The organism is Methanoculleus nereidis, assembly GCF_032944295.1.
GTDB classification, from domain to species: Archaea; Halobacteriota; Methanomicrobia; order Methanomicrobiales; family Methanoculleaceae; genus Methanoculleus; species Methanoculleus nereidis.
Genome location: NZ_JABFFQ010000011.1, coordinates 64,649 through 75,346 on the forward strand (window position 1 = coordinate 64,649; position 10,698 = coordinate 75,346).

At 59.3% G+C, this 10,698-nt stretch carries 17 protein-coding genes and 1 pseudogene; 4 read left to right on the plus strand and 14 right to left on the minus strand.

All coding sequences use genetic code 11. The features are described from left to right. Nucleotides 1–74: 74 nt before the first annotated feature. Both HL657_RS11860 and HL657_RS13470 read right to left on the minus strand, forming a co-directional pair. Nucleotides 75–599, minus strand: coding sequence for a hypothetical protein (locus HL657_RS11860; RefSeq protein ID WP_317297026.1), 525 nt, complete (start codon nucleotides 597–599; stop codon nucleotides 75–77). A 114-nt stretch (nucleotides 600–713) separates the two neighbouring features. Then, the gene (locus tag HL657_RS13470) at nucleotides 714–983 is read right to left on the minus strand and encodes a Fic family protein (RefSeq protein WP_394804659.1); all 270 of its coding nucleotides are present in this window, start codon (nucleotides 981–983) and stop codon (nucleotides 714–716) included. Between the two features lie 264 nt (nucleotides 984–1,247). Here HL657_RS13470 and HL657_RS11865 point away from each other — a divergent pair, with 264 nt between their 5' ends. Both HL657_RS11865 and HL657_RS11870 read left to right on the plus strand, forming a co-directional pair. Continuing rightward, nucleotides 1,248–2,936 (plus strand): ATP-binding protein, encoded by a 1,689-nt coding sequence (locus tag HL657_RS11865; RefSeq protein ID WP_317297027.1) that lies wholly within the window; start codon nucleotides 1,248–1,250, stop codon nucleotides 2,934–2,936. Nucleotides 2,937–2,983: 47 nt separating this feature from the next. Continuing rightward, complete coding sequence (locus HL657_RS11870) at nucleotides 2,984–3,295, plus strand: hypothetical protein (protein WP_317297028.1); 312 nt, start codon at nucleotides 2,984–2,986, stop codon at nucleotides 3,293–3,295. Here the strand turns inward: HL657_RS11870 and HL657_RS11875 are convergent. The 7 genes and pseudogenes from HL657_RS11875 to HL657_RS11905 all read right to left on the minus strand — a co-directional run bounded on the left by HL657_RS11875 (nucleotide 3,292) and on the right by HL657_RS11905 (nucleotide 7,470). After that, nucleotides 3,292–3,804: a hypothetical protein gene (locus tag HL657_RS11875; protein ID WP_317297029.1), complete on the minus strand. Its 513-nt coding sequence runs from the start codon at nucleotides 3,802–3,804 to the stop codon at nucleotides 3,292–3,294. The genes HL657_RS11870 and HL657_RS11875 overlap by 4 nt on opposite strands. A gap of 99 nt (nucleotides 3,805–3,903) precedes the next feature. Continuing rightward, a pseudogene (locus tag HL657_RS11880) lies at nucleotides 3,904–4,212 on the minus strand (type II toxin-antitoxin system PemK/MazF family toxin); the annotation flags it as partial. A 55-nt stretch (nucleotides 4,213–4,267) separates the two neighbouring features. Further along, nucleotides 4,268–4,471: a hypothetical protein gene (locus HL657_RS11885; RefSeq protein WP_317297030.1), complete on the minus strand. Its 204-nt coding sequence runs from the start codon at nucleotides 4,469–4,471 to the stop codon at nucleotides 4,268–4,270. 125 nt (nucleotides 4,472–4,596) lie between these two features. Then, nucleotides 4,597–4,929, minus strand: coding sequence for a hypothetical protein (locus HL657_RS11890; RefSeq protein WP_048115035.1), 333 nt, complete (start codon nucleotides 4,927–4,929; stop codon nucleotides 4,597–4,599). Then, nucleotides 4,926–5,198, minus strand: coding sequence for a hypothetical protein (locus HL657_RS11895; protein ID WP_317297031.1), 273 nt, complete (start codon nucleotides 5,196–5,198; stop codon nucleotides 4,926–4,928). The genes HL657_RS11890 and HL657_RS11895 overlap by 4 nt, the downstream gene beginning before the upstream one ends. Before the next feature lie 64 nt (nucleotides 5,199–5,262). Further along, a complete protein-coding gene (locus HL657_RS11900) occupies nucleotides 5,263–6,993 on the minus strand; it encodes a hypothetical protein (protein ID WP_317297032.1) in 1,731 nt (576 codons plus the stop codon). Nucleotides 6,994–7,020: 27 nt separating this feature from the next. Continuing rightward, nucleotides 7,021–7,470, minus strand: coding sequence for a type IV pilin N-terminal domain-containing protein (locus tag HL657_RS11905; protein ID WP_317297033.1), 450 nt, complete (start codon nucleotides 7,468–7,470; stop codon nucleotides 7,021–7,023). A 790-nt stretch (nucleotides 7,471–8,260) separates the two neighbouring features. Here HL657_RS11905 and HL657_RS11910 point away from each other — a divergent pair. Both HL657_RS11910 and HL657_RS11915 read left to right on the plus strand, forming a co-directional pair. Then, complete coding sequence (locus tag HL657_RS11910; RefSeq protein ID WP_317297034.1) at nucleotides 8,261–8,578, plus strand: nucleotidyltransferase domain-containing protein; 318 nt, start codon at nucleotides 8,261–8,263, stop codon at nucleotides 8,576–8,578. After that, nucleotides 8,579–8,986 carry a HEPN domain-containing protein gene (locus HL657_RS11915; protein ID WP_317297035.1) on the plus strand — a complete coding sequence of 136 codons (408 nt, stop codon included), beginning with the start codon at nucleotides 8,579–8,581 and terminating at the stop codon, nucleotides 8,984–8,986. 230 nt (nucleotides 8,987–9,216) lie between these two features. Here HL657_RS11915 and HL657_RS11920 read toward each other — a convergent pair whose 3' ends face one another. The 5 genes from HL657_RS11920 to HL657_RS11940 all read right to left on the minus strand — a co-directional run bounded on the left by HL657_RS11920 (nucleotide 9,217) and on the right by HL657_RS11940 (nucleotide 10,514). Beyond that, nucleotides 9,217–9,327: a type II toxin-antitoxin system HicA family toxin gene (locus tag HL657_RS11920; protein WP_317297036.1), complete on the minus strand. Its 111-nt coding sequence runs from the start codon at nucleotides 9,325–9,327 to the stop codon at nucleotides 9,217–9,219. Next, nucleotides 9,324–9,470 carry a type II toxin-antitoxin system HicA family toxin gene (locus HL657_RS11925; protein WP_317297037.1) on the minus strand — a complete coding sequence of 49 codons (147 nt, stop codon included), beginning with the start codon at nucleotides 9,468–9,470 and terminating at the stop codon, nucleotides 9,324–9,326. Before HL657_RS11925 ends, HL657_RS11920 begins: the two co-directional genes overlap by 4 nt. Continuing rightward, nucleotides 9,457–9,657 carry a type II toxin-antitoxin system HicB family antitoxin gene (locus tag HL657_RS11930; RefSeq protein ID WP_394804660.1) on the minus strand — a complete coding sequence of 67 codons (201 nt, stop codon included), beginning with the start codon at nucleotides 9,655–9,657 and terminating at the stop codon, nucleotides 9,457–9,459. Before HL657_RS11930 ends, HL657_RS11925 begins: the two co-directional genes overlap by 14 nt. A 230-nt stretch (nucleotides 9,658–9,887) precedes the next feature. Next, nucleotides 9,888–10,220 (minus strand): HepT-like ribonuclease domain-containing protein, encoded by a 333-nt coding sequence (locus HL657_RS11935; protein ID WP_317297039.1) that lies wholly within the window; start codon nucleotides 10,218–10,220, stop codon nucleotides 9,888–9,890. A 3-nt stretch (nucleotides 10,221–10,223) separates the two neighbouring features. Continuing rightward, nucleotides 10,224–10,514: a nucleotidyltransferase family protein gene (locus HL657_RS11940; RefSeq protein WP_317297040.1), complete on the minus strand. Its 291-nt coding sequence runs from the start codon at nucleotides 10,512–10,514 to the stop codon at nucleotides 10,224–10,226. Nucleotides 10,515–10,698: the final 184 nt, after the last annotated feature.

A 10,698-nucleotide genomic window follows, 5' to 3' on the forward strand; every position in this document is an offset into this window, starting at 1 on the left:
GATTTACTCACTACAGTGCATGGTATGTATGTATGACATATAAGCTTATCGAGGAGTTGCTTCTGTCTCATCCTTCATAGCGGAAAGATCGCGTACTGGACGTACCAGATGTACTGCACCACCGGTATCCAGAAGTGATAGCCCTCCCAGCAGCTCGTGGCAAACCGGAAGTCGATGACGACCTCCCACGCAAGCGGGAAGAACATCAGCACCGGGACGGCATAGGCGAGGAGGCGGGGGGAGGCGCGGCGGGCGAGTGCGACTGGCCGCAGGGTGCGATGTTCCGTAGGAACGGAGCAGGAGCACCGAAGGTGCGGGGCCGGGGCAGGAGCACCGCCAGGTGCGAGCACGGCGGCATAGAGCACCGCGGTCCCGGCAAGGAAGACGTAGGTGAGCGTCGTGACGAACGTGACCTGGCCGCCGGGGTTGTTGCCGGCGATGACCTGGAGGACGACGAAGATGAGTGGGAGGTCGATGACCGCGAGCCAGAAGAGAGTTTTGAGAGATTCCCGGACCCCGTCGCCGTCGAGACCGGCGTGCTTGAGTGCATACACCCCGATGACGAGCATGGGGAGGTAGGCCGGGGAGAGGTAGCGCATGTCGGGGCCAGCGCGGTCGGCGGGGTGGTGGCGGTGATCGTGAGGGGGCTTGGCAGGGGGTAAGTCTGCTGGACGTGGTATCGACGGTCACCGCCGTCACTCCCATCCGGGGTATCACCCCCCTCTTTCCAGGCATCTTCTTCCCTTTTCAGTCAGGCGGTATTTCTGTGTCGGGCTTTTGGGCGAATCAGGCTGTGTCATTTGAACAAAGCCCGCCTGAATCGCCGGCCTCAGATAATCGTACAGGAATGTGGGCCGGTGACTGAGCTCCAGGCATTGCATTGCATCTTTCGTTCCGAATGGCCTCTCCTCTAAACAGATCAGAAGACGCTTCACTTGTTCGGTCACTTGTTCGGTTACTACCCAACTGTAAAACAGTGCCATATAACCTGCTGCAGAGAATAGTAACGCTTTTGGTTGAAGCTTATGTATCACTTATACGGGATGTACCGTGCTCTTCTCGCGTGAAGGGCGGTGTCTGTGGGTGCTGTTACATGAAATCGGGGAAGAAGATCTCAAAAATTATGCCTGATACCATCGTTATCAGCCCATTCTTCCCGGAACCAATCGGGGCTCGGGTGGGAAACCCCTGGTCTGGGTTGAGCACCATCATATCAGGGCGAATGCGATACTGGAGGCGTCGATGTAATGGATCGGAGCAGGTTGCAAGAGCTCATCACAAAAGGTGAACGGCTCGATGTGGAGTTCAAATCAGATAGGCGGACGTTTTCAGATAAGGAGATCTATGAAGAAGTCGTTGCCATGGCAAACACCGACGGGGGCAGCATCCTCATTGGTGTCGAGGATGACGGGCAGGTGATCGGCGCACATCACCGGCATGGCACGGTTACCGATCCGATGAAGGTAAGGTCTGCGATCTTCCACAATACGGTTCCGAACATCCTCGCGCGTGTTTCGGTCGTCGATCACCCGGATGGCGAGGTCATTGCCATTGAGGTCGAGCCGTACCCGGAGGTCTGTGCGACCGCACAGGGGAAAGCGCTCCGGCGGGTCATCGGAGGGGACGGGAAACCTGCATCGGCCCCCTTTTACCCCCGGGACCAGCGATCACGGCGGATCGACCTCGGGTTGTTTGATTTTACGGCTCAACCCCTGGGGCACCTCTCCTTTGAGTGTCTCGACCCTCTCGAGTTCGAGCGCCTGCGGCAGACGGTGACCCAACCCGGAGGTGACCGGAGTCTTCTCGATCTTTCAAATGAGGAGCTAGCAAAAGCCCTGCGGCTAGTGGAGACGAAGAACGGCCAACTGGTGCCGACGATTGCCGGACTGCTTCTGCTCGGGAGGGAGTCGGTTCTCCGCGACCAACTCCCAACTCACGAGGTCCACTTTCAGGTGCTTGATGATCAGGGTAACGTGCGGGTCAATGACACGTTTCATTTTCCGCTCATCCGGATAATACACGAGATCGAGTCACGGTTTTTAGCCAGGAATGAAGAGCAAGAAGTCCTCGTCGGACTGTTCAGGGTACCGATCCCGGACTATTCAATTGACGCTTTCCGTGAGGCAGTCAACAATGCGGTGCTTCATCGGGATTATTCCCGGCCGGACGCTGTGTATATCCAGTGGTACCACGACCACCTCTACATCACCAACCCTGGTGGGTTCCTGGAAGGGATTACGGCGGACAACATTCTTGTCCACGAGCCGAAACCCAGGAATCCCCGCCTCGCAGAGGCGTTTAAGCGGATAGGTATCACCGAGCAGACCGGTCGTGGTGTCGATAAGATCTACATGGGGCAGCTCAGATACGGGCGACCTCCACCGGATTATCATGCCAGTGATGGTGCGACGGTCAGGGTTGACCTGCCGGGAGGAGAATCGTCCCTGGATTTTGCAGCATTTGTCTTCGAGCAGGACCGAAACGGCAAGTCGCTCTCGCTTGACGAATTGCTCATCATGAATGCGCTATTCTTTGACCGGCGCATCACGGCCTGTGCCACCGCGGGCCTGATTCAGAAGAACCAGACAGCGGCCCGACGCGTGCTGGAGCGGTTGCATGAGCGTGGCCTCGTGGAGGGACGGGGCGAAGGGCGAGGACGCGTCTACCACCTTTCCACATCGGTGTACCGGCGGTTCCATATGGAGGCCGAGTACGTCAGGGCTAAAGGATTTGAGCCTCTGCAGCAGGAACAGATGGTTATCGAGTACGTTCAGAAGCACGGGTCGATTCGGCGATCGGAAGCTGCGGACCTCTGCCGCATCAGTGGATCGCAGGCAACTCGTCTGCTTCGCCGGGTTGCCAGGAAGCATCCCCAACTTGAACAGATCGGAGTAAGACGAGGAACACGTTATGTCTGGAGAGAACCTGAGGTATGAACGTATGCACATAGTTATGAACGCGTTCATAACAATAGAACTACATTATGTGCGCGTTCATATCGCGTTCATATCTGCACTTTCAACCTTGCGAAGGCAGGCACAACGGAGAGGCGGGGAACGCATCACTCTCCACCTCCCGTTTCTTCTTCGTAGTCGCCGTCGATTTCCTTGTCGTATTCATCCTCATCGCCCTCGGCCTTCAGGATATACCCTGCGACGGCAACAATGAGCGGCATACCGGCGGGTATGGCGAACCCCGCCGGGCCGTGAAGAGTGGGGCCGTCCGGGAGGGTGCGACGAACCTGAGACCGCTAACCCCCCCTCAAAACGGAAAGATCGCGTACTGGATGTACTAGATATACTGCACCACCGGTATCCAGAAGTGGTAGCCCTCCCAGCAGCTCGTCGCGAACTGGAAGTCGACAACGACCTCCCACGCAAGCGGGAAGAACATCAGCACCGGGACGGCATAGGCGAGGAGGCGGGGGGAGGCCCGGCGGGCGAGTGCGACTGGCCGCAGGGTGCGATGTTCCGTGGGAACGGAGCTTGAGCACCGAAGGTGCGGGGCCGGAGCAGGAGCACCGCCAGGTGCGAAGACGGCGGCATAGAGCACCGCGGTCCCGGCGAGGAAGATGTAGGTGAGGTACGTGAGGAACGTGACCTGCCCGCCGAGGCTCCGGCCGGCGATGACCTGGAGGACGACGAAGATGAGCGGGAGGTCGATGACGGCGAGCCAGAAGAGGGTTTTGAGGGATTCCCGCACCCCGTTGGCATCCATGCCCGCGTGCTTCTGGAAACGAACATGGTTCGAAGACGTCAGGATCGCTAAAAAGGGTCTTGTCGTGGTGAAGAGGGAGCTTATCATGGATGAGTCTGGAGAAGAAGGGATTGATAATGGCGGGCTGAACGTGAAGGGGTGCGGAGACAAAAACTACGGATCCCGGCAGAACGTTGGGACAGGGAGTTACTTTGCCTCCAGGATCTCGATGATCCCATCGATAACCGACGTGACGGTCTGGTCGTTAAGATGGCCGGCGCGATAAAGAATCAGGTCGACACTGGCCGAAAAAAGCCGGTTTGGCCGGATATTGCTCGGCTTATGGAGTGTTCCCTCTGTAAAGTCAAGTTTGGTAATACCAACGGCGTAGCGATCCCGGATCTGCTGGCTTGTGATCTGGCAAAGAATGACATCGTCTCCGCCGGGTGCCGCAACGACAAGGGCCGGTCGCCGCTTCACCGTCGACAGGTCCGAGAAGGGAAACGGCACAACGACAACATCGCCCTTTACAAATCACGGCAAATTGGAAATTTGCCTGACAGGGAACTGCTCACAGTTCCCGTGCGCTCCACGCCTCTTCCTCCTCGGGCCGAAGCCAGTCCTTCTGGAGCACAGGCTCGCTCGCGAGGGCGGTGTCCGGGGCGGCCTTCCGGCGCCGGAACTTGAGATACCGGATGAAATCGAGCACCTCACCATACGTCCGGGGCGGGAGGTCGTTCAGTTCACTGATGATCTCCTCTTTCACCTGGGTCATGGTCATCTCACCTCTGGGTATATCGATCTTCTGGTGCTTCAATCTACATATCTCTGTCTGAAGAGGGTGTGTTTATCGGGGCGATCTGTGCCCCGGCACGCCAGGACCCCGTCGGGAGGTTACACTCAGTAGCCGAACCGACGATCGTAGCTGGTGTGATCCAGCCACTCGATGATGACTGCGATCGTATCGCTGTCGCGGGCTACGGTGTACATAAGCCGCCATGATCGGGTGAGATTGTACTTCCAGAGGTTATCCAGCGGCCCGTATTTCTTGTGGTAGTCTTTTGGGATCAGCTTCTTCGGCACCTGGATCCCGCAGAAGGCATTTGCAGCGATTCTGTCGAGGGCCTGATCCAGCAGCCCGGCTAACCGACGATCCCCGGGATCCCGGGAGGCCTTGAGAGCCACGAAGGCCTCTCGCACCTGCTCGTCTGCAAAATAGATTCGGCACTTCATCGGATCCGCAGGTCTTCACGCAGTGCATACTTCCGGACGAGGTCCGGGTTGTGAATCCAGCAGATCTTCCCCTGTGAATCGCTTGCTATCTTCCCTGATTCATCGAGATACTCGATGATCGTCTTGAACGTCTGGTACATCACTCTCTTCGGCAGGTTCTCCCACAAGGCCCGCCGTTTGTATTCGCCGCTGTGCTCCCGAATGAACTCTTCGACCATCCGGATCGTGTCGAGCTGGGGGCTGTGTGTGCTCGGGCTACGCGCTGGCATGAGTGACCATTTGTTGTATAAGTTGATATAACTACAGGGTCCGGCGACAGGGTCCCGTCCCCCCTCACAGCGGGAAGATCGCGTACTGGACGTACCAGATATACTGCACCACCGGTATCCAGAAGTGGTACCCCTCCCAGCAGCCGGTGGCGAACCGGAAGTCGACGACGAGTTCCCAGGCAAGCGGGAAGAACATCAGCACCGGGACGGCGTAGGCGAGGAGGCGGGGGGAGGCGCGTTTTGCAAGCACGGCGGCATACAGCACCGCGGCTCCGGTGAGGAGGAGGTAGGTGAGAGTCGTGATGAACGTGACCTGCCCGCCGCGGCTCTGTCCGGCGATGACCTGGAGGACGACGAATATGAGCGGGAGGTCGATGACCGCGAGCCAGAAGAGGGTTTTGAGGGATTCCCGCACCCCGTCGGCGTCCATCCCGGCGTGCTTGAAGGCGTAGACCCCGATGACGAGCATGGGGAGGTAGGCCGGGGAGAGGTAGCGCATGTCGGGGACGATCCCGGGGCTTGCCGGCATCCCGGGGATGGACCGGGCGTAGGTGAGCACCACGAGGACGGCGGCGAGGGCGAAGAAGGCGAGGAGCCGTGTGTCTCGGTGGCTGATCCCGGCCGGTCTTTTGCGGATGAGTGCGTAGCCGGCAGCGGCGGCGAGGAGGAGGGCGAAGAACGAGAGCGGCGAGACCTGGAAGAACGCGGCGGCCCCGGCACGGGCGGGCTCGAAGAAGGCGCCGTAGAGGCCGGTGAGGAGGCTATCCGGCCGGAGGGTATAGTGCCCGAGCAGGGTGTTCCAGAGGCCCTGCGGCGCCTTCCCGCTGGCAGCGGCGTACCCCGCCGTCCAGGGGAGGACGAGGGGGTTGCCGGAGAGCCCCCAGTTGTTCACGAGCAGCGGAAGGGCGCCGAGCGGGACCCCGACGGCGGCGAGCACGACCTTCCCGGCCTCCCGCCGCCCCTTCCCTACCGCCGCGGCGAGGGCGAAGAGGAAGAACCCTATGGCGAGCGCCGGGCCGAGTTCCGGGCGGGCGAAGGCCGTCCACCCGACCGCGATGAACGACATAACGAGGTAGAGGATGTTCTCCCGCGAGAGGTAGAGGGTGAAGCAGTAGAGCGCGACGGCGAAGAGGAGGGCGACGAGCGCGTGGTCCTTGGCGTTTCCCGACCAGAAGAGGTACGAAGAGCAGCAGACCGTCGCGGCGAGCCCGAAGAGCCCCCACCGGTCGGAGCCGAGGACTTCCCTGAAGATCAGGAAGGCGACGACCGCGAGGAGGGCGAAGGCGACGCTGTTGGTAAAGACGATCGCGGCAACCTCGGGGTAGACGCTCACGTCGTAGGGGTGCACCCCCCGCACGAACCAGAACTGTCGGTAGAGCGCGGCGTTGAGGACGAAGAGCACCCCCCATGAGACGATGCCGGCCCAGGTCCAGGGGATCCCCCGCCAGCGTGCATACTCGGGGTACCAGAACTCGATCATGAGGAGCAGGGCGAGGAGGAGGGCGGACCAGAGCATGACCACGGCGAGGCGGAAGTCGTCGCCGAAGAGCGAGAAGAGGTAGTAGGCGGGAAGCGAGGCGACCGGGAGGGCGAGGGTGTAGCAGAGGGTGTCGTGGTGGGAGGCGGCGTAGTCGGAGGCGCCGTAGGGGTCGTAGCCGAAGAGGAGGTCGTCGCCGGTGACGAGGTGGTTTAACTGGTCGGAGGTGATCCACTCGTCGGTGAGGAAGAGGAGGGGGTAGCCGATGGTGAGGGAGAGGAGAGAGCAGAGGAGCGTTATGAATAGTATTTTCTTCAAAAAAAGATGGTTGTTCATGGGAGGTGCTTACACGTAAGTGTCGAGCACGACGTGGTCGGAGCCGTCAGCGAAGTGACCCACAACGACGACGTGATCTTGCTGGGTTGTCCCTCCCGTCAGACTCACAGAAGCACCTACAGGGATAATCCCATTCGAATCTTTTGTTGCATCAGCAACTGGACCCATCGTCGCTTTTTGGCCGTCTTCTGAGTAGATATATTTCGTTGTACCACTATCCTTTATAGTAACTTTGAGATATTTCAGTGTAGCGGCATCAGCACCGCCATGGTATGTCAGGGTAATGTCATTCCCATTCTGACTGGCGGTAACCGCAACCGTCTTCGTCGTCCCGATGTTCGTTCCCATCCCAAACACAAACGCCGCGATCACCGCGGCGAGGATCACCGTGATCGCGACCATGAGGATGACCCCGATCACCGGTGATACTGCGTCTTCATTCTCTCTGAATTTCATCATACTCATACAACCTCGTGTTCTCAAACCCCCGCTGGGGTTTTGAGTGAACGAGACTACATACTTTGTCATTATATTTAAAGATATCGCACCGTTTCTTTCCAGAACTATTTAATAGCATCACCCGCGCCTGCGTGAAAGATTCTTTCATACCATAAAGAGGTTGGTGAAAAGAAGACCCGGGCCCGGACGGGCATTTCCGGGAAAGGAAGGCCCGCCGGTCCCGGCACATACGCCCGGGCCCCCGGCGGCGCGCCCGGGGTGCGGCAGGTGGGGAGAATTCCCGGCCGTATCGGTGCCGGATTGTTGCATGTGCGCGACCGGCGTGAGCATGAGCACCGCAAGGTGCGGTTACGGGCGGCAGGAGCGGGGGCACCGGCAGGAACGACGTTCCTCCCGGGAAAGGCGTTCGAGCACCGTGAGCGTGACCCACGGCGACCCGGAAGCCCCCGAGCCCCGCAGGACCCCGCACCCCCGGGCGGCGGTTGCAACTTCCTGTACAACCGGTTGCGGCCATCGCCGGCCGGGCACTCCCGGCCCGCAGGGCCGCCTTCCTACCGGTAGATGCTGCTCCGGTCTCCCGCCTCCAGTACAAGAATCAGGAGGCGCTCATCCTCGATCGTGAGAATGACCCGGTACCGATCTATCCGGAGCCGGTAGACGGGAGTCCTGGAAAACCCGGCCGGTTTCCGGACGTGCCGGTAGGAGTCCGCCCGGAGCCCGGCCGGTCGTCCCGGCCGTGGAGGTTCGATCAGTAATCATTATGGCCCCGCACTCACAACAACTCCACCGTATGCTTTCGGCCAGGCGACCGGTCATCCACGAATTCGCGGCAAAGGCACGAGAGGCGTGCGGTGATGCAATAGAAGAGATCATACTCTTCGGTTCCGTGGCACGGGGGGACGACCGGCCGGACTCCGATATTGATATTCTTGTGATTACATCCAGGGAGGATTTTCGCCTTCGCGAATACCTCACGGGACTTGCTTTCGACCTGCTGATGCTCTCCGGGGAGCGGCTCTCGGTCAAGGTCATCTCCCGGACCGATCTTGCAGCGCACCGGCAGTACCCCTTCATCAGGCATGTTCTTCATGACGGCGTGGCGGTTTAAGTGAACGACCGGTCTGTCATAACGGCGCTTTTTGTCAAATCGCACCAGCGCCTCGATGCAGCGCGTATCCTCTGCACTGGGGGGCATTATGAAGATTCAATCAATCGAGCCTACTATGCGATGTATCTTGCAGCCCTTGCTCTTCTGCACCGAAAAGGCGTAGAGACAAGGACTCATACCGGGTTGATCTCGGCAATCGGCTCGGAATACGTCAAGACAGGTGAACTCGCTCGAGAGCACGGACGGGCATTGAACCTGATCGAAGAACTCCGGGAGGAGGTGGATTACACGATCTGCCGGAGCATTATGCGGGAAGAAGTGGTCTCGGTCATCGCCAAGGCAACGGATTTTGTCGTTTGTGCAGAGCGGATCTGTGCGGAAGATCATACGGACGAGCCATCTTCCTGACCCTTCCGGCCTGTAGTATTCTTTAAGGCCCGGTAGGCGGTCCCTTCTGCCTCGACGCCATTGTGCTCTCAACTGTCTGTTTGTGGAGGGAAGGTGCCGTTAGGGTGAGATCTCACGCCTCAGAGAAGAAGCGGTGCAGCTTCTGGATGATACATCGTCACCAGACCTATAAATCCCGGAGGCACGCCTCTTACTGCACCGTTCCCTAGACGGCAGAAGACCGGGAACGGCTACAAGAGTGCCCGGAACTCATCGACGGTGATCCCGGCCTGGAAGAGAATCGCCTGGAGCGTCCTGGGTGCAAGGATCTTCCCGGAATGCACGGGGACAGTAACGATCACATCACGGTGTGCATGATAAAGATAATGTGTGCATGATAGAGATAATGGTGGCTGCCCCGGATGCCAACCACCTCAAAACCGGCTTTTCTGAGAGCACTGACCACCCTCTCCCGGTGGTTTTCGGAAGTTTTATATTCCCGCATTGCTCGTATTCAGGGGCACGGAGATCTCAACCGGAATCGGCTTGCCGAGCTTCCTGGCCACCTCGACGTATCCCGAGATCGCCTCTTCGATCTCTGCCAGCGCCTCTTCCCGGGTGGACCCTTCGCTGATGCACCCCGGGAGGGACGGCACCGTCACGGTGTACCCTCCGTCCTCATTCTGCTCCATAAGGACCGTATAACGGAGACGAGTATCTGACAATCGATTCCTCCACAGGAGGATTGTCTATGGCACTATATAGGGGGTTTGCAGATCATCTTCTCCGATGCCGAACCATACAATACTGCTCAGCAAGAGGGGCAGGGGGTTCCCCGGAGGAAGATCTGATCATCGGCAGGGTCCGGGTCTCCCGAAAGCGCGGCATGAGCCGGGCGCTCCGGCCCGGAGATGTGCCGCGGTCAGCGGTCCTGCAGTCCGACGAGGATCCCGACAATCGCCTGCCTGAATTTGGGGAGTTCGTCTTCAACGATTGCCCACACCGCTTCTAAATCCACACTCATATACTGGTGGATCAGGACGTCCTGGAGGCCGGCGATCCGGCGCCAGGGGATCTCCGGATGCTCCAGTTTCAGGGAGTCCGGGATCTGCTTCACGGCTTCGCCGATGACCTCAAAGTTCCGGACCACCGCGTCCTGCACCATCGGAGAGTCCATGAACGCATCCCGCCCTCCGTGGGTGTAGTCCTCTCTTCCCAAGAGACTCAAGGATATGGATGAGGTAAAGCCGGGCATCCTTCACAGCGGCACGGCCTCCCGGCAGACGCGTTCCTTGACGTACCAGTGCAGCCCCTTCTCGGTCACCACATCGACCTCGCGGCCGAGCAGGTCTTTCAGGTCCTGGGCGAGAGCGATCTGGTCGAGGAGGCTCCTCCCCGGCTCGAACTCGACGAGGAGGTCGAGGTCGCTTGACCGGGTCTCCTCGCCCCGGGCAACCGATCCGAAGACCCTGACCCTGCGGGCACCGTGTCTGGCTGCGATTGCAAGGATCTCTTCCCGCTTCTCGAGCAAATCTGCACGCAGACTCAATTAATCCTCTCCTCTATCGATCTTATGGACCGGGGAATATAAGTGTTCGCTCGCTCTTGCTGTGTTGCATAACTCTGGTTCTTCGACCCACACAGAAAAGATGCCGGACGTCCCTTCCGTCCCTCCATGCCAAGAACCGAACGTTGGGGACGCCCGTACCCTGACAATCGCGACTGGAGTATAT

Excerpts from the sequence above, each read along its gene's own strand:
- HL657_RS11930 (WP_394804660.1), bottom strand. The coding sequence starts at position 9,657 with ATGGAGCAGAATGAGGACGGAGGGTACACCGTGACGGTGCCGTCCCTC.
- HL657_RS11885 (WP_317297030.1), bottom strand. The coding sequence starts at position 4,471 with ATGACCCAGGTGAAAGAGGAGATCATCAGTGAACTGAACGACCTCCCG.
- HL657_RS11935 (WP_317297039.1), bottom strand. The coding sequence starts at position 10,220 with ATGCCCGGCTTTACCTCATCCATATCCTTGAGTCTCTTGGGAAGAGAG.
- HL657_RS11890 (WP_048115035.1), bottom strand. The coding sequence starts at position 4,929 with ATGAAGTGCCGAATCTATTTTGCAGACGAGCAGGTGCGAGAGGCCTTC.
- HL657_RS11910 (WP_317297034.1), top strand. The coding sequence starts at position 8,261 with ATGCTTTCGGCCAGGCGACCGGTCATCCACGAATTCGCGGCAAAGGCA.
- HL657_RS11895 (WP_317297031.1), bottom strand. The coding sequence starts at position 5,198 with ATGCCAGCGCGTAGCCCGAGCACACACAGCCCCCAGCTCGACACGATC.
- HL657_RS11925 (WP_317297037.1), bottom strand. The coding sequence starts at position 9,470 with ATGCGGGAATATAAAACTTCCGAAAACCACCGGGAGAGGGTGGTCAGT.
- HL657_RS11875 (WP_317297029.1), bottom strand. The coding sequence starts at position 3,804 with ATGATAAGCTCCCTCTTCACCACGACAAGACCCTTTTTAGCGATCCTG.
- HL657_RS11860 (WP_317297026.1), bottom strand. The coding sequence starts at position 599 with ATGCGCTACCTCTCCCCGGCCTACCTCCCCATGCTCGTCATCGGGGTG.
- HL657_RS13470 (WP_394804659.1), bottom strand. The coding sequence starts at position 983 with ATGGCACTGTTTTACAGTTGGGTAGTAACCGAACAAGTGACCGAACAA.
- HL657_RS11870 (WP_317297028.1), top strand. The coding sequence starts at position 2,984 with ATGTGCGCGTTCATATCGCGTTCATATCTGCACTTTCAACCTTGCGAA.
- HL657_RS11905 (WP_317297033.1), bottom strand. The coding sequence starts at position 7,470 with ATGATGAAATTCAGAGAGAATGAAGACGCAGTATCACCGGTGATCGGG.
- HL657_RS11865 (WP_317297027.1), top strand. The coding sequence starts at position 1,248 with ATGGATCGGAGCAGGTTGCAAGAGCTCATCACAAAAGGTGAACGGCTC.